The sequence below is a fragment of the Pseudomonas alliivorans genome (genome assembly GCF_017826695.1).
In the GTDB taxonomy this organism is placed as follows: Bacteria; Pseudomonadota; Gammaproteobacteria; order Pseudomonadales; family Pseudomonadaceae; genus Aquipseudomonas; species Aquipseudomonas alliivorans.
In genome coordinates this window covers 668,938-684,522 of the sequence record NZ_JAFFZW010000003.1, presented here as the reverse complement: position 1 = coordinate 684,522, position 15,585 = coordinate 668,938, and the positions used below count along the sequence as shown (strand labels likewise).

At 60.0% G+C, this 15,585-nt stretch carries 15 protein-coding genes; 6 read left to right on the top strand and 9 right to left on the bottom strand.

The window, feature by feature from the left end; genetic code table 11:
- The first annotated feature begins 81 nt into the window (after positions 1–81).
- From JTJ32_RS12320 to estP, 5 genes are all read left to right on the top strand, one after another.
- Positions 82–693 carry a LexA family protein gene (locus JTJ32_RS12320; RefSeq protein ID WP_180274356.1) on the top strand — a complete coding sequence of 204 codons (612 nt, stop codon included), beginning with the start codon at positions 82–84 and terminating at the stop codon, positions 691–693.
- Positions 694–841: 148 nt separating this feature from the next.
- Positions 842–1,099, top strand: a complete 258-nt coding sequence (locus tag JTJ32_RS12315) for a DUF1654 domain-containing protein (protein ID WP_210042175.1) — start codon at positions 842–844, stop codon at positions 1,097–1,099.
- 88 nt (positions 1,100–1,187) lie between these two features.
- Positions 1,188–1,370, top strand: a complete 183-nt coding sequence (locus JTJ32_RS12310; protein WP_099228574.1) for a hypothetical protein — start codon at positions 1,188–1,190, stop codon at positions 1,368–1,370.
- Positions 1,371–1,416: 46 nt separating this feature from the next.
- Complete coding sequence (locus JTJ32_RS12305) at positions 1,417–1,659, top strand: pyocin activator PrtN family protein (protein WP_099228575.1); 243 nt, start codon at positions 1,417–1,419, stop codon at positions 1,657–1,659.
- Between the two features lie 114 nt (positions 1,660–1,773).
- Positions 1,774–3,705 (top strand): esterase EstP, encoded by a 1,932-nt coding sequence (gene estP, locus JTJ32_RS12300; RefSeq protein WP_184322182.1) that lies wholly within the window; start codon positions 1,774–1,776, stop codon positions 3,703–3,705.
- Between the two features lie 83 nt (positions 3,706–3,788).
- Here estP and trpE read toward each other — a convergent pair whose 3' ends face one another.
- From trpE to JTJ32_RS12255, 9 genes are all read right to left on the bottom strand, one after another.
- Positions 3,789–5,270, bottom strand: coding sequence for an anthranilate synthase component I (gene trpE, locus JTJ32_RS12295; protein ID WP_184322183.1), 1,482 nt, complete (start codon positions 5,268–5,270; stop codon positions 3,789–3,791).
- A gap of 69 nt (positions 5,271–5,339) precedes the next feature.
- A complete protein-coding gene (locus JTJ32_RS12290; RefSeq protein WP_184322184.1) occupies positions 5,340–6,158 on the bottom strand; it encodes a phosphoglycolate phosphatase in 819 nt (272 codons plus the stop codon).
- The gene (rpe, locus tag JTJ32_RS12285) at positions 6,155–6,829 is read right to left on the bottom strand and encodes a ribulose-phosphate 3-epimerase (protein WP_210042173.1); all 675 of its coding nucleotides are present in this window, start codon (positions 6,827–6,829) and stop codon (positions 6,155–6,157) included. Before rpe ends, JTJ32_RS12290 begins: the two co-directional genes overlap by 4 nt.
- Before the next feature lie 172 nt (positions 6,830–7,001).
- The gene (locus JTJ32_RS12280; protein WP_099228580.1) at positions 7,002–7,826 is read right to left on the bottom strand and encodes an ABC transporter permease; all 825 of its coding nucleotides are present in this window, start codon (positions 7,824–7,826) and stop codon (positions 7,002–7,004) included.
- Between the two features lie 11 nt (positions 7,827–7,837).
- Complete coding sequence (locus tag JTJ32_RS12275) at positions 7,838–9,085, bottom strand: ABC transporter permease (protein WP_210042171.1); 1,248 nt, start codon at positions 9,083–9,085, stop codon at positions 7,838–7,840.
- Positions 9,086–9,163: 78 nt separating this feature from the next.
- Positions 9,164–10,198 (bottom strand): polyamine ABC transporter substrate-binding protein, encoded by a 1,035-nt coding sequence (locus tag JTJ32_RS12270; RefSeq protein ID WP_210042170.1) that lies wholly within the window; start codon positions 10,196–10,198, stop codon positions 9,164–9,166.
- Between the two features lie 82 nt (positions 10,199–10,280).
- On the bottom strand, positions 10,281–11,405 hold the full coding sequence (locus JTJ32_RS12265) for an ABC transporter ATP-binding protein (RefSeq protein WP_099228583.1): 1,125 nt from the start codon (positions 11,403–11,405) through the stop codon (positions 10,281–10,283).
- Between the two features lie 309 nt (positions 11,406–11,714).
- Entirely contained in the window at positions 11,715–12,344 is a 630-nt protein-coding gene (locus JTJ32_RS12260) for a response regulator (RefSeq protein ID WP_004885362.1), read from the bottom strand.
- Positions 12,341–14,302 carry a sensor histidine kinase gene (locus JTJ32_RS12255; protein WP_236059287.1) on the bottom strand — a complete coding sequence of 654 codons (1,962 nt, stop codon included), beginning with the start codon at positions 14,300–14,302 and terminating at the stop codon, positions 12,341–12,343. The genes JTJ32_RS12260 and JTJ32_RS12255 overlap by 4 nt, the downstream gene beginning before the upstream one ends.
- A 154-nt stretch (positions 14,303–14,456) precedes the next feature.
- On the opposite strand from JTJ32_RS12255, the gene JTJ32_RS12250 reads away from it, so the two are divergent.
- Positions 14,457–15,422 carry an alpha/beta hydrolase family protein gene (locus JTJ32_RS12250; RefSeq protein WP_210042168.1) on the top strand — a complete coding sequence of 322 codons (966 nt, stop codon included), beginning with the start codon at positions 14,457–14,459 and terminating at the stop codon, positions 15,420–15,422.
- Positions 15,423–15,585: the final 163 nt, after the last annotated feature.

Below are 15,585 nucleotides of genomic sequence, written 5' to 3'. Positions count from 1 at the left end.
TACAATGTGTATATTGAAGAACACCCTACAGCCTGTATGATTCGACGCATGAATAAATGGTATGAAGTCGCAAGACAGGTCATGGATACCCAGCAGATCAGCCAGGAAGAAATGGCCGAACGCATGGGGGTTACGCCCGGCGCGGTCGGGCACTGGCTGAACGGCAAACGCGAGCCCAAGATCGAGGTGATCAATCGATTGCTCGGCGAACTGGGCCTGCCAATCCTCACCACCTCGATCCCGTGGAACGAGCCCGGACAACAGAACGTTGCGCCAACAGAGCAGCCTTCGCGTTTCTATCGCTACCCGGTGATCAGTTGGGTCGAAGCCGGAGGCTGGAATGAGGCCGTCGAGCCTTATCCGGTCGGTTACTCCGACACCTTCGAACTGAGCGACTACAAAGCCAAGGGCAGAGCCTTCTGGCTGGTCGTGCGCGGCGATTCGATGACGGCACCCGCAGGCCAGAGCATCCCTGAAGGCATGTTGATTCTGGTGGACACCGGCATTGAGCCGACCCCTGGAAAGCTGGTGATTGCCAAGCTCCCGGAGAGCAACGAGGCGACCTTCAAGAAACTGGTCGAAGACGCGGGGCGCTATTTTCTGAAGCCGCTCAACCCCGCCTACCCCACCATCGCCATCACCGAAGAATGCAAACTGATCGGTGTTATCCGGCAGATGACCATGCGCCTTTGATCACCGTGATGATCCCCAAGCCTCGCCCAGCGAGGCTTTTTTATGCCCGGCATTCAGGGTCGTGACTTCCACATAGGAAAGGTTTGCCGCTTGCGTGGGAAATATTACTCAACTACTGTACGCACATACAGTAAAAAGGAGTTCACGCATGCAAACCCTGACACCTGAAGCCTCGCAACATGACGCCTACCTGGCGCTCGCCCAGCGTATCCAGGACTTGATCACCAGCCCCAAAGCGCAGATCGAGCACCAGGTGCTGTTAAGCAGGGAGCCCGGCGAATCCCCTGTTCACTGGGAACAGATCGTCGAGCAGATCAGCGAGGCAGAAGGTATCAACGTGACGCGTAACTTCGAAAATGGCACGGTCAATGTGTCGTGGTACGTCGAATCGGCAGGCCTGTACTAATACAGAACGTATTTAAATATACAAACTGTATTGCAGCTTTCCACTACATATCGTATTGTCTGTTCGCACCCCGTCATGGAGTACGAACATGCAGACCACACGACCAAAAGCACGCTGCCCGGTGTATCTGCACCCGGCAGCCTGCGACAGACATCTCATCGAGATGATCCAGCGGCAGACCGGGCAGTTCCTGGTTCTGACCAACCCCAGCCACAAAGCCACGCCCGACATCGATACGCATCCTGCCCCGCCAAGTGGAGACGCGGCATGACGCTGCACCTTTCATTTGCACAGCCACAACCACAAGGAGTCACGGAATGAACGACATACTCGACCAGCTTCGCAAGGAATTCGCCACGCCGTGCCCATCGCTGAGTGCCGTGCGCGAGCGCTACTTCTCGCACCTGTCCAGCGACCGCAATCTGTTGCGCAAGATCAACGCAGGGCGCATCGCCCTCAAGGTCAGCCGTACTGGCGGCACGCGCCAAGGGCATCCCTTCGTTTATCTGCATGATCTGGCGAATTACCTTAACGGTATCGTCACGGACAGGGCCGCATGATTTACGCCAGTGATAGGCCAACCACTGGGCGGTAACTTTCGATAGCGCTGGCGGTCATGAAGAGGCTTGCTACGTTTCCTAGACATAATAAAAAACAGGAAAGGGTCTTTTCTCATGATCACGATATCAAGGCGATGGCCTTTTGCGGCCTGTCTACTTTCGCTGGCCTGTAGCTCGGCCGTCGCCGCGCCCTACTCGACCATGGTGGTGTTTGGTGACAGTCTGGCCGATGCCGGGCAGTTCCCCGACACGGACGGACCTGCCGGTTCGACGCTGCGCTTCACCAACCGGGTCGGGCCGACCTATCAGGACGGCAGCGGCGAGGTTTACAACCTCAACTCGTCCACGCTCATCGGCAGGATGCTCAACGTGCCTGCCGGCGATCTGGCCGCCTCGACTTCACCGGTCAACGCTGCGCTGGGTCTGCCGGATGGCAACAATTGGGCAGTGGGTGGCTACCGGACCGACCAGGTACTGGACTCGATCACCACGCGGTCCGACGCGGTGACGCCCATCACCAACGGATCGCAAACCGTCCTGCGCAGCCGTCCCGGTTATCTGCCGACCAATGGGTTGCGCGCCGATCCGAACGCTCTCTATTACCTGACCGGGGGCGGCAACGATTTTCTACAGGGACGCGTACTGAGTTCCGGGGATGCCGAAGACGCTGCAGACCGGCTCGCCGACAGCGCGCAAGTGCTGCAGCAGGCGGGCGCACGTCACATCATGGTCTGGCTGCTGCCGGACATCGGCCAGACGCCCGCCCTGAGCGGCACGGTGCTGGAGTCTTTGACGTCCAGACTCAGTGCCCGATTCAACGAACAACTGGTCAGTCGGCTGTCGCAGATCAATGCGCAGATCATCCCGCTCAACGTGCCTCTGCTGATCAGCGAAACCCTGGCACAGCCCGCGCGATTCGGCTTCGACCCCAATGAAGACCTGGTCGGCACCTGTTTCAGCGGCGACAACTGCGACGAAAGCGCCACCTTCGGACGCTCAGGTACGACGCCCGACCCCACCAAGCTGTTTTTCAATGACCGCGTCCACCCGACCGAAGCCGGTCAGCGCCTGCTGGCCGACTATGCGTATTCGTTGTTGTCGGCGCCTTGGGAAATTACCCTGCTGCCCGAAATGGCCAACAGCACCCTGCGTGCCCATCAGGACGAACTTCATGCCCAGTGGCTCACTGACTTTGGCAACTGGCAGGCGGTCGGCCAGTGGCAAGGCATCCTCTCGGCGGGCGGTCAGAAACTGGACATCGATGCCCAGGACACCTCGGCCGATGCTGACGGAAAGGGCTACAACCTGACGATCGGCACCAGCTACCGCTTCGCTGAAAACTGGCGCACGGGTGTTGTTGCGGGCGCTTATCGACAGAACCTTGAAGCGGGTCCGCGCGATTCGGATTACAAACTCAACAGCTACATTGCCACCGCGTTTCTGCAGTATCAGGCCAATCACTGGTGGGGCGATCTGGCAGCCTCTGGCGGCAAGCTGGATTACGAAAGTGCCGAGCGCAAGTTCGCGCTGGGCGTGAGCGAGGGTCAGGAGAAAGGTGATACCGATGGCGAACTGTGGGCCGTAAGTGCTCGGGTCGGCTTCGACGTCGCGGGCACGGCCAGCCGCTGGCACCTGTCGCCGTTCATCAGCGCCGATTATGCGCACATCGATGTGGACGGCTACTCCGAAGAAGGCGCTCGTTCGACCGCTCTGACCTTCAGCGATCAGACGCGCAAATCCAAACGGGCAGGCGTGGGCTTGCAGGGCAAGTTCCAGGTCACGCCATCGACACAGATTTGGGGCGAAGTGGCGCGTGAGCGGGAGTTTGAAACCGATCAACAGGACGTAACCCTGTCGCTCAACAGTGTATCGTCCATCGACTTCACGCTGGACGGCTACACCCCGCAGCGCAACCTGAACCGCGCCACGCTGGGCGTCAGTCAGAAACTCACTCAGGACCTTACGCTGCGCGCCAACTACAACTGGCGCAAGAATGATGACGTGACCCAGCAAGGAGCGAACGTGGCGCTGAGCCTGAACTTCTGATCGGATGCCGGTTGCTGACCGTTCCTGCACAGAGCGTTGGAACGATCAGCAACTCAGGTCTCAGGCAAAGCGAGCTGGAGCGCTCACTCCGCCGCGGTCTGCTCCGCCAGCGCCACCGCCCGGAACATCGCGCGACGTTTGTTGAGCGTCTCTTCCCACTCCAGCGCAGGCACCGAGTCAGCCACAATCCCGCCGCCCGCCTGTACGTGCAGCTCGCCGTTCTTGATCACTGCGGTACGAATCGCGATGGCGGTGTCCATGTTGCCGTTCCAGGCAAAATAGCCAACTGCGCCGCCGTAAACGCCTCGCTTGACCGGCTCCAGCTCGTCGATGATTTCCATTGCGCGAATCTTCGGTGCGCCGGACAGGGTGCCCGCCGGCAGAATCGCTCGCAATGCATCCATCGCCGTCAGACCTTCCTTCAACTGGCCGGTGACATTCGAAACGATGTGCATCACGTTGGAGTAACGTTCGATGACCATCTTCTCGGTCAGCTTGACCGTGCCGATTTCCGAAACCCGACCGGTGTCGTTACGACCCAGGTCGATAAGCATCAGGTGCTCGGCGATTTCCTTGTCATCGGACAGCAGGTCTTTTTCCAACGCCAGATCGGCTTCTTCGTTGGCACCGCGTGGGCGTGTACCTGCAATAGGGCGCACCGTTATCAGGTTGTCCTCGACCCGCACCAGCACTTCCGGCGAACTGCCGACGACATGGAAGTCGCCGAAGTTGAAAAAGTACATGTAAGGCGTCGGGTTGAAGCAGCGCAGTGCCCGGTACAGATCGATGGGCGCGGCCTTGAAGTCGATGGACATGCGTTGTGACGGGACGACCTGCATCACGTCGCCCGCCAGAATGTACTGCTTGATCGTGTCGACAGCGGCTTCGTAATCACCCTGGGTGAAACTGGAGCGGAACACCGGGTCGGGCGCGGGAGGACGATCCAGATCCAGGCCGCGACGCGGCGTGATCGGCTGACGCAGCTTGTCCATCAATTCATCAAGCTGCTTGCGGCCGTACTCGTAGGCATCCTGCTGCCCCGGATCGACCAGCACGATGGCGTGCATCTTGCCCGCCAGGTTGTCGAACACCACAACGGCGTCGGACACCATCAGCAGGATGTCAGGTACGCCCAGCGGATCCGGGTTCGGGCAGTTCGCCAGACGCTTCTCGACATACCGCACGCAGTCATAACCGAAGTACCCGACCAGCCCGCCGTTGAAACGCGGCAGACCGGCAATGGTCGGCACGTTGTAGCGCGCCTTGAAGGCTTCGACGAACGCCAGCGGGTCTTCGGACTCGTGAGTTTCGATCTCGACGCCGTCGTGGGTAATGCTGACGCGATGCCCATGGACGCGCATCACGGTGCGGCATGGCAAACCGATGATCGAGTAACGCCCCCACTTCTCGCCGCCCTGCACAGACTCCAGCAAATAGGAGTTCGGCTGATCGGCAAGCTTCAGGTAGATCGACAACGGCGTGTCGAAGTCAGCCAGGGTTTCGCGGGCAAGCGGGATGCGGTTGTAGCCGTCAGCGGCCAAACGCAGGAATTCTTCACGGTTCATGAGCAACCTCGTGGTTTGAGGATAAAACGGTCAGTAAGGCAACGTACCGGCAGGCCGGCCAGGAACAAGTCAGGCGCGCCAACGCCAGCGGGCCAGGGCCTTCATGACTTTCATCCAGAGTTTGCGAGTGACCACCACGATGGAATCTCTAAAGGAGGGACGTTCGATGTCGGGCAACAGTATCTCAGCGTCCTGATCCAGGCAACCGGGAATCAGCTTGCGCAGATCATCGATCACCATCGCCGGACACTCCTCGGCAATCGGACGCCCGTGGTTGTAGCCATAGCTCAACGCAACGCAGGCTACACCGGCAGCCTTGGCAGCCTGTACGTCGGTCCGCGAGTCGCCTACAAACAGAGACTGCGAAGCCGGAACACCCGCCATCTTCATGACGAAAAACAACGCCGCAGGATCAGGTTTTTTCTGGGGCATGGTGTCGCCACCGACGATCCAGCGAAAGAACCGGCCCAGCTTCATTTCATCGAGCAACGGCGCGACGAAGCGCTCCGGCTTGTTGGTGATGAGCGCCATCTGCACGCCCATTTTCTGCAACCATTTCAGGGTTTCACGAACGCCTGGATAGACCACAGTGAACTCGTGTTTCTCCGCGTAGGCTTCCATGAAGATGTCGAGACCGCGCTCGGCCAGGGCATCATCGACATCGCTGTGATCGATGTCGTTGGCCAGCGCGCGGCGCACCAGCACCGGCGCGCCGTTGCCGACCCAGGCACGCACCGACTCGAGACCGGCCGCCGGGCGCCCGAGTTCAAGCAGCATTTTGTCCACGGCGACGGCCAGGTCCGGGACGGAGTCCACGAGGGTTCCGTCCAGATCGAACATGATCAGCCTGGGCAGTTGACCTGCGAACAGCTGCTCGAAGCCGCTCATGCGCGGGCTGACGCCAGTTCGGCACGCATTTTTTCGATCACTTCGCGGTAATCCGGAGCGTTGAAAATGGCAGAGCCGGCCACGAAGGTGTCAGCACCGGCGGCAGCGATCTCGCGGATGTTGTTGACGTTGACGCCGCCGTCGATTTCCAGACGGATATCACGACCCGACGCATCGATCAGCGCCCGTGCTTCACGCAGCTTGCTCAGCGTGCCGGGAATGAACTTCTGGCCACCGAAGCCGGGGTTGACGCTCATGAGCAGGATCATGTCGACCTTGTCCATGACGTATTCCAGCAGGTTCAATGGCGTCGCCGGATTGAACACCAGACCCGACTTGCAGCCGCCCTCACGGATCAGTTGCAGTGAGCGGTCAATGTGCTGCGTGGCTTCAGGGTGGAACGTGATGTATGTGGCACCGGCCTCGACGAAATCGCCGATGATGCGGTCGACCGGGCTGACCATCAGGTGCACATCGATGGGCGCTGTAACGCCATACTTACGCAGCGCGCTGCACACCATCGGACCAATGGTCAGGTTCGGCACGTAGTGGTTGTCCATGACATCGAAATGCACGAAGTCCGCACCTGCGGCCATTACATTGTCGACTTCCTCGCCCAGGCGGGCAAAGTCAGCGGAAAGAATCGATGGGGCAATAACGAAGGGCTGCATGACGCACCTGTTTGAGCAGAATCACGGTGGCGCGCATTGTACTCCAACGTTTCTGGATATGTCGCAGATGCACTCTGGATGTTTTTGTGAAGCATTCAGCGGCTTACTATCAGAAACCGCTTCATGCCTGACACAGGTCCTCCCATAACCTGGTGTCTGTTGCGCAACGCCATCAAGCCGCCTGCGTCCTCAACTTCTCGCTACGGCCACGCAGCCACTCCAGCACCAGCAGCAACAGGACAGAAAAACCGATCAGCAAGGTCGCGGCAGCGGCAATGGTCGGGCTGAGGTTTTCGCGAATGCCGCTGAACATCTGACGCGGCAGTGTCGCTTGCTCGGGACCCGCCAGAAACAGCGTCACCACCACTTCATCAAATGAGGTCGCGAAAGCGAACAGCGCACCGGAAATCACCCCCGGCGCAATCAGGGGCAAGGTCACGCGGCGAAACGCAGTCAGCGGCGACGCCCCCAGGCTGGCCGCTGCACGCACCAGGTTGTGGTTGAAACCCTGCAACGTCGCCGACACCGTGATGATCACGAACGGCACACCCAGCACCGCATGCACCAGGATCAGCGAGGTGTAGCTGTTGCCCAGCCCGAGCGGTGCGAAAAACAGGTAGCTGGCAACCCCGACGATGACTACTGGCACGACCATCGGCGAGATCACCAGCGCCATGACCAGCGCCTTGCCGGGGAAATTGCCCCGAGTCAGGCCAATCGCCGCCAGCGTGCCGAACACCATGGCCAGAAGGGTCGCGGCCGGGGCGACAATCATGCTGTTCTTCAGCGCACGCATCCACTCGGCGGAATTGAAGAAGTCCTGATACCACTGCAAGGAAAAACCCTGCAGCGGATAGACCAGAAAACTGCCGGAGTTGAACGACAGCGGAATGATGACCAGCACCGGCAGCACGAGGAACAGCAGCACCAGCGCGCAGATGATGCGCAGCGCGAAATACCAGATGCGCTCGATCGGCGATGTATAGGAATTCAGCATGGTGACGCTCCTCAGCTCAGACGCAGGCGGCTGGCGCCGACCAGCCAGCTATAAATCAGATACAGCACGATGGTCGCCAACAGCAGCAGACCGCCCAGCGCCGTGGCCATGCCCCAGTTGATGCTGGTGTTGGTGTAGAACGCGACAAAGTAGCTGACCATCTGATCGTTCGGGCTGCCCAGCAGGGCCGGGGTGATGTAGTAGCCGATCGAGAGAATGAACACCAGCAGGCACCCGGCACCGATCCCGGCGTAGGTCTGCGGGAAATACACGCGCCAGAAGCTGGTGAACGGATGACAGCCCAGCGAAATCGCGGCGCGCATGTAGGTCGGAGAGATGTTCTTCATCACGCTGTAGATCGGCAGGATCATGAACGGCAGCATGATGTGCACCATCGAGATGTACACGCCGACCCGGTTGAAGACCAGCTCCAGCGGCTTGTCGATGATCCCCATCGCCAGCAACGCGCTGTTGATCAGTCCGCTGGACTGGAGCAGGACAATCCAGGCCGCAACCCGCACCAGAATCGAGGTCCAGAACGGCAGCAGCACCAGAATCATCAGCAGGTTGCTTTGCCGTGAAGGCAGACTGGCGAGCAGGTAGGCCAGTGGATACGCCAGCACCAGACAGATGACGGTAATGACCAGCCCCATCCAGAAGGTGCGGGCAAAAATGTCCAGATAGATCGCTTGATCAGGGGTCGCGGGGGCCACTTCACCGAGGTCGTCGATGCGATGATCCAGCGCGGCCAGTACGTAATAAGGCGTGATGCTGCTGGTATTGCGGCGCACCGCCTGCCAATAGGCGGGATCGCCCCAGCGCTCATCCAGTGCTTCAAGCGCTTCTTTATAAGAGGCAGGCTCAGTCTTGAACGGCAACGCACGAGCGGTCTTGCTCAGCAGGCTGCGATAGCCGGCCAGCTCAACGTTCAGCCGCTTGGACAGATCGCCCAGCGTCGAATTCTTGCGGGTTTCAGCCAGGTCCAGGCTCATTGCCTTGTAGACCGACTCGGGCGGCAGCCCTTTTCCATCCCATTTCTGGACTTCGATCACGGTGCTCGGCAAGGCGGCAACGACTTCCGGGTTATCGACACTCTTGTAGAGCAGCGCGGCGATAGGCACCAGAAACACCAGCAACAGGAAGATGACCAGCGGAGCGATCAGTGCCTGGGCCTTCCAGCGGTTGACACGCTCTGCACGAGCAAGACGTTGCTTCAAGTTGGGGCTGGCGCCTTCAGTCAGGGGCACGGCGATGGCCATAGCAAACTCCGGAATCTTTCAACGAAGGGTGCTCCCCTTGATACTGGGAACACCCGGATCTAACGCAACGTGACGCGGTTACCTGGCAGCCCAGGCAGTGAAACGCTGCTCCAGGGATTCGCCGTTGTCGGTCCAGAACGACACGTTCATCTGCACCTGATCCTTGATGTTCTCAGGGGTCGTCGGCATGTTCTGCAGGGTTTCCTTGTCCAGCAACGGAACCGCCTGAGTGTTGGCCGGCCCGTAGGCAATGTTCTGCGAGTAGACCTTCTGCTGTTCCGGGCTCAGGCTGTAAGCGATGAATTTTTTCGCCGCTTCAGCATTTTTCGATCCCTTCGGAATGGCCCATGCGTCGAAGTCGTAGACGCCACCGGTCCATACCACTTTCAGGTTGCTTTCTTTCTGCACGGCGGCGATGCGACCGTTATAGGCCGAGCTCATCACCACGTCACCGGAGGCAAGGTACTGGGGTGGCTGTGCGCCCGCTTCCCACCATTGAATGTTCGGCTTGAGCTCATCGAGCTTCTTGAACGCGCGGTCCTGGCCGTCTTTGCTGGCGAGCACTTTGTAGACGTCTTTCGGCGCTACGCCGTCGGCCATCAGAGCGAATTCCAGGGTGTACTTGGCGCCCTTGCGCAGGCCACGCTTGCCAGGGAATTTCTTGGTGTCCCAGAAATCCGCCCAGCCGCTCGGTGCGCTGGCAACCTTGTCAGCGTTGTAGGCAAGCACCGTGGACCAGACGAAGAAACCGGCACCGCAGGTCGTGACGGCGCCCGGGACATAATCGGAAGCCTTGCCCAGCATGGCCGGGTCAAGTTCCTCGAACATGTCTTCGTCACAGCCACGCGCCAGTTCCGGCGACTCGACTTCTACCAGGTCCCAGGAAACGCTCTTGGTGTCGACCATGGTTTTGATCTTGGCCATTTCACCGTTGTACTCACCGGCGATGATCTTGCCGTTACCCGCCTTTTCCCACGGCGCGTAAAAGGCTTTTTCCTGCGCGGACTTGTTGGCGCCGCCGAAGGAAATGACCGTCAGGTCAGTGGCTGCCATGGTCTGCGCTGCGCACATCATGCCCAGTGTGATGGCGGTGAACTTCAATGATTTCAGCATTAATTCGTTTCTCCACGAGCAGTGTTGGTAAGCGATTGGAATGGGCGATTGATTCGCCTCTGTTATTGCTTTTATCGATAGATCAATGCACTTGCTGCAAGGGGTCGAGCGCGCGAACGTGCTCGACTTGCCATCCGATGGGCACCACGTCGCCCACGCTCAGCGCCGGGTCCAGCTCGGCAATGGGCTGCTTGACGAAGAAGTCGGTCTTGCCTGCCACCTCCAGACGCACACGTACATGGTCGCCCAGGTAGATGAATTCGGCCACGCGACCCGAAAAACGATTGGTGCAGCTCTCACTGCGGCCATTGAGGTGAATGCGTTCGGGACGAATGGACAGCGTGACCGGACCGCCCGGCTGACCCACGTTGATTGCCAACGCATGGACTTTCTCGCCGCGCTCCAGCTCGACGACACAACGGTCGCCGTCCTGACTGACCAGACGGCCGTTGAGGCGGTTGTTCTCGCCGATGAAGTTAGCCACAAACGTGTTTTTCGGCTCTTCATACAGGCTGCGCGGCGGCGCGATCTGCTGGATTTCGCCCTGATGGAACACCGCCACGCGGTCAGACATGGTCAGGGCTTCGCCCTGATCGTGGGTCACATAGACCACGGTCACGCCGAGGCGTTGGTGGAGGTGCTTGATCTCCATCTGCATGTGTTCGCGCAACTGCTTGTCGAGCGCACCCAGAGGTTCGTCCATCAACACCAACTGAGGCTCGAAGACCAGCGCGCGGGCAAGGGCCACGCGCTGCTGCTGCCCGCCCGACAACTGGGCCGGGTAGCGATGGGCAAAGGTGTCCAGCTGGACCATGCCCAGCGCACGTTTCACTTTCTCGCCAACGTCGGTCTTGCTCATGCCGCGCACCGACAGCGGGAACGCCAGATTCTCGGCCACCGTCATGTGCGGGAATAATGCGTAATTCTGGAACACCATGCCAATGTCGCGTTTGTGCGGCGGAACGTTGTTGATGGCACGGCCGCCGAGCAGGATTTCACCGGCAGTCGGGGTTTCGAAGCCGGCCAGCATCATCAGGCTGGTGGTCTTGCCGGAACCGGAGGGTCCGAGCAGGGTGAGAAACTCGCCTTTGCGAATATCCAGGTTGAGGTCTTTGACGATCAGTGCTTCGCCGTCGTAGCTCTTCTGCACACCACGAAAGCTGACCAGAACATCATTTGCTCCAGCGCTTGTATCGACGTCGCTCATTACCCACACCTTTGTTTTGTCTGCGTGGCATCAAGACTAGAACAGCCTCGAGGCCCCGGAAATCGGGGGTAAGGAGAGATTAGCCTAGGCGGGCTGGAAGGCCAGGTGTAGGGAATGCCCTACAGTGATGGCGGGCATGGATATGTCGTCGAACGTGCGTGGAATCGTAGGGGAGCGGACCGGACGGCGCCCCGCTTGTCCGCGAGGGGTCGCCAACCCTGCCCATCTGCGTTGCCTGACCTGTTATTCGCGGACAAGTCAGCTCCCACAGGTCGGTATCAAGAACTCTGAAGCATGTCGCTTTCAGACTCAGAGCAGCTTGTGTTCCATTGCGTATTTCACAAGATCAGCCAGCGAGTTGAGCTTCATTTTCTGCATCAGGCGCGCCTTGTGGGTGCTGATGGTCTTGCTGCTCAGTGCCAGTTGCTGGGCAATGTCGTTGACGTTCGCGCCCTGGGCCAGTCGTTCGAATACCGAAAATTCGCGCTCGGACAGCAGCGAGTGCAACGGACGGTTGTCGGTGAGGCCCACTTCGAAGACCATCCGGTCGGCCAGCTCGGGGTCGATGTAACGCCCGCCTGCCGCCACGCGACGAATCGCCGTCAGCAGCAGCGCCGGGTCGCTGTCCTTGGTGGCGTAACCTGCGGCACCGACTTTCAGGGCGCGGGCTGCCATCTGCGCCTCGTCGTGCATCGACAGCACCAGAATGGCCGGCGGATTGTTCAGGGCACGAATTCTCGGGATTGCTTCCAGTCCGTTGACGCCCGGCATGGAGATATCCAGCAGCACCACTTCGCACGCCACGTGGCGCAGCGTCTCCAGCAGCTGCTCGCCATTGCTCGCCTCGCCCACCACCTGCAGGTCCTTGGCCAGACCGATCAACTGCTTGATGCCCTCACGCACGATGGTGTGGTCTTCGGCTACCAGTACACGGATCACTTTGCTCGCTCCTGTCCAGCGGGGTCCAACGGAATGTAGGCGCGCAAGGTTGTGCCCTCACCCAGCTCGCTGTCCAGCTCCAATCGGCCGCCCAGCATCAATACCCGCTCGCGCATCCCGACCACGCCAAACGACGCCGACCTGCCGGACTCGATGACGAAGCCCTGCCCGTCATCGGCGACGGTCATGCACAGCCTGTCGCGCTCAAGCGTCAGGCTGATCTCGACCGTGTGCGCCTGTGCATGACGCATCACATTGGTCAGCGCTTCCTGAAGAATCCTGAACATCCCCGTCGCCTTGGCATCGCTGAGCGCTGGCAGATTGTCCGGGACCTGAACCAGGCAAGGGATCTGCGTGCGCGCCTCGAAGCGCCGGGCCTGCCACTCGATCGCCGACGCAATGCCCGCATCGAGAATCGGCGGCCTCAGCGCGGTTGCCACATCGCGCACCAGTTGGAACAACTGCGCGATCAGCTTCTTCATGCTGCCCAGCCTTTCGCTCAGTCCTGGGTCCAGATCAGCGTAAGCCAGTTCGCACATTGAGGTTTCCAGTTTGAGCACGGTGAGCATTTGCCCCAGCTCGTCGTGAACCTCGCGGGCAATTCTGGCTTTCTCTTCTTCACGCACGCTTTCCAGGTGAGCCGACAGTTCACGCAGCTGATCATGGGCACGACGTCGCTCGCTGACATCGCTGAGGAAAACCACCAGATATTCCGCCTCACGAAAGCGTAGAAAGCTCAGCGACACATCGACTGGCAATACGCTGCCATCGGCGCAGACACAATTGGTCTCGAACAGCTGCGGGCTTTCTTCCGTCGAGCGAGCGTTTTTCCACAGGTTGAGCCAGCGATCCATGTGCAGGCTGGGGTCGAAATCGATCAAGGGGCGTTCGACCACCTTTCCGGACGCATAACCGAGCATGCTCTCCGCCGCCCGGTTGGCGTAACGCACGCGGCTGTCCCAATTGACCCAGAGAATGCCGACGGTGCTCTGATCGATGGAAAACTGCGCCAGCCGCAGCGATTCCTCCCCTTGCACCCGGCGTGCGATGTCATCGCGGGCCGTGAGCAATTCCTGCTCAAGTGCCTGCTGCTGGCGCCGCTGCCAGACCACGATGGCGAAACAGGCCAGCAGCATCACCAGCAGCAGGATGCAGAGGTTCTGCCAGAGGCCCGGTGATTCACTGAACTGCGAAGGCGTCAGCGGCATCCAGCGAGTGTGCAACTGATCCAGTTCTCTGGCCGGTATGGCCCGCAACGCTTCACCAATGATGTCCGCCAGTTCAGGGGCATCCCGGCGTGATGCCACCCTCAGCAACAGTGGCAAGCCGATGTCGCCCACGACCGCAAGCCCCGCAAACTCGGGCTCGCGCAGCAGACGACTGAGCTGGGCTTCGTCAGCCACGGCGTAGCGCGCCTGCTGACTGAGCAACAACTGCAGCGCCTGACGCTCCAGCGGTACGCCTTGCAGATTCAGGTGCGGGTAATTGGTGCGCAGGTAATCGGCCGTGACACTGGGCATGCGCACCGCAACCCGCGAAAGGCTGTCGAGCTTGTCCAGATCCACGGCAGTGCTGCCGTCCCGTTCGCCGATCAGCAACTGGGACACACGCAAATAGGGATCGGAAAACAGCCAGAGTTTCAGTCCTGCAGGCGTCTGGGTCAGACCGGGAGCGACGTCCACCTCACCATCGGCCAGCGCTTTCTCGAGCGCAGCCTGATCAGGGAAGTTTCGCCACAACAGTTCCACCGGCAGCGTGGCCGCCAGGGCGTTCATGAACTCGACGTTGGCACCCGACAACTGCTGCAGGCGCTGATCGAACTGCGCATAGGGCGCACGCAGTACAAGACCGACGCGCAGCGGGCCATGTTGTTCCAGCCACTCGCGCTGCACCGTATTCAATTGAGCACGCGCGGCAATATCAGGCGCATCGAGCTGTGCATTTGCCGTCTGCGCCATCAAGAGCACAGACAGGCAGCCGATAAAACCGATGCGCCGAAGACGAGTTAGCAACGTGTCGTTCTCATGTAGAGGTCATGCGCCCAGGCTCACGCCTGACAAAAGCCGATCAACCCATTAGGCTGCCGGTATAGTTTCTGGCTTGGAATATCCGATGTCCCACACCATTCGCGCAATGTTTCCTGCATTGTTTTTGTCATTGATCGTCCCTTGTGCCCTGCCCGCCCTGGCAGCCGACGCGCCAAAGGACGCTGCCAAAGATGCGCCCGTAGAACGTGCGCCACTGCCCAGTCGGGCGCAGGAAGATGCCATCGCGCTTGAGCGTCAGTTACCCAAAGAGGATCAGCAGCAGTTACAGGCGGGCGACGAAAGCTTTCTGGCGCTCTGGAAACCGGCCAACACCGATGAGCCCAAAGGTGCCGTCATTATTCTGCCTGGCGCAGGCGAATCGCCGGACTGGCCCGACGTGGTCGGCCCGCTGCGACGCAAGTTCCCCAACGTTGGCTGGTCCAGTCTGAGCGTTACCTTGCCGGACGCACAGGATAATGCGCTCATGCCCCGCGAGACTGACGCAGCGACCGGCGACGCCAGTGCTGAAAAACCCAAGGAAGCGCCAAAGGACGCGCCCGCCAAAGATGCGGCCGCCGAGGCAGAGGCCCAGGCCAGTGCCGACACGGCCAAGGCAGCGGCTGATGAAGAACGCAACAAGGCTCAGGCCGAACGTGTGTTTGCCCGTATTGATAGTGCGATTGCCTTCGCGCAGCAGAACAAGGCGCATAGCATCGTATTGCTCGGCCACAGCAGCGGCGCTTATTGGGCGACGCGCTACATGAGCGAACGCCCGTCGCCTCTGGTGCAGAAACTGGTGATGGTGGCCGCACGTGAACCACTCGACACTCCACCGTCACTGCTGGACATGGTGCCCACGCTGAAGGTCAACACAGCCGATTTCATCTACAAGAACCCGCCTCAACAGGCCGCAACCGCCCGCCTGCAAGCCAGCAAACGCGAGAAGGGACCGGGGTTTACGCAAATCGGGCTGATCAACATTGCAGGCAATGCAGAGACCGAGCAGGAACAGCTGTTCCGCCGGGTTCGCGGCTGGGTAGAAGCCAAATAAGGCCCGTGATGCTGCTTACTGTCTTGAGACGCGTTGCCCTGTAGCAATCACCAGACCGTGGGCGCGGCTTGCGGGCGATGCGTTTTTCAGGCGTTGTGTCAGTGAATGACACTACGCCTTCGCCGGCAGGCCGCCTCCCACGAACAGTGCTATTCAGCACACC

Bases quoted from the DNA above. Each gene is read 5' to 3' on its own strand.
- JTJ32_RS12320 (WP_180274356.1), top strand. From the start codon at position 82: ATGGATACCCAGCAGATCAGCCAGGAAGAAATGGCCGAACGCATGGGG.
- JTJ32_RS12315 (WP_210042175.1), top strand. From the start codon at position 842: ATGCAAACCCTGACACCTGAAGCCTCGCAACATGACGCCTACCTGGCG.
- JTJ32_RS12310 (WP_099228574.1), top strand. From the start codon at position 1,188: ATGCAGACCACACGACCAAAAGCACGCTGCCCGGTGTATCTGCACCCG.
- JTJ32_RS12305 (WP_099228575.1), top strand. From the start codon at position 1,417: ATGAACGACATACTCGACCAGCTTCGCAAGGAATTCGCCACGCCGTGC.
- estP (WP_184322182.1), top strand. From the start codon at position 1,774: ATGATCACGATATCAAGGCGATGGCCTTTTGCGGCCTGTCTACTTTCG.
- trpE (WP_184322183.1), bottom strand. From the start codon at position 5,270: ATGAACCGTGAAGAATTCCTGCGTTTGGCCGCTGACGGCTACAACCGC.
- JTJ32_RS12290 (WP_184322184.1), bottom strand. From the start codon at position 6,158: ATGAGCGGCTTCGAGCAGCTGTTCGCAGGTCAACTGCCCAGGCTGATC.
- rpe (WP_210042173.1), bottom strand. From the start codon at position 6,829: ATGCAGCCCTTCGTTATTGCCCCATCGATTCTTTCCGCTGACTTTGCC.
- JTJ32_RS12280 (WP_099228580.1), bottom strand. From the start codon at position 7,826: ATGCTGAATTCCTATACATCGCCGATCGAGCGCATCTGGTATTTCGCG.
- JTJ32_RS12275 (WP_210042171.1), bottom strand. From the start codon at position 9,085: ATGGCCATCGCCGTGCCCCTGACTGAAGGCGCCAGCCCCAACTTGAAG.
- JTJ32_RS12270 (WP_210042170.1), bottom strand. From the start codon at position 10,198: ATGCTGAAATCATTGAAGTTCACCGCCATCACACTGGGCATGATGTGC.
- JTJ32_RS12265 (WP_099228583.1), bottom strand. From the start codon at position 11,405: ATGAGCGACGTCGATACAAGCGCTGGAGCAAATGATGTTCTGGTCAGC.
- JTJ32_RS12255 (WP_236059287.1), bottom strand. From the start codon at position 14,302: ATGGCGCAGACGGCAAATGCACAGCTCGATGCGCCTGATATTGCCGCG.
- JTJ32_RS12250 (WP_210042168.1), top strand. From the start codon at position 14,457: ATGTCCCACACCATTCGCGCAATGTTTCCTGCATTGTTTTTGTCATTG.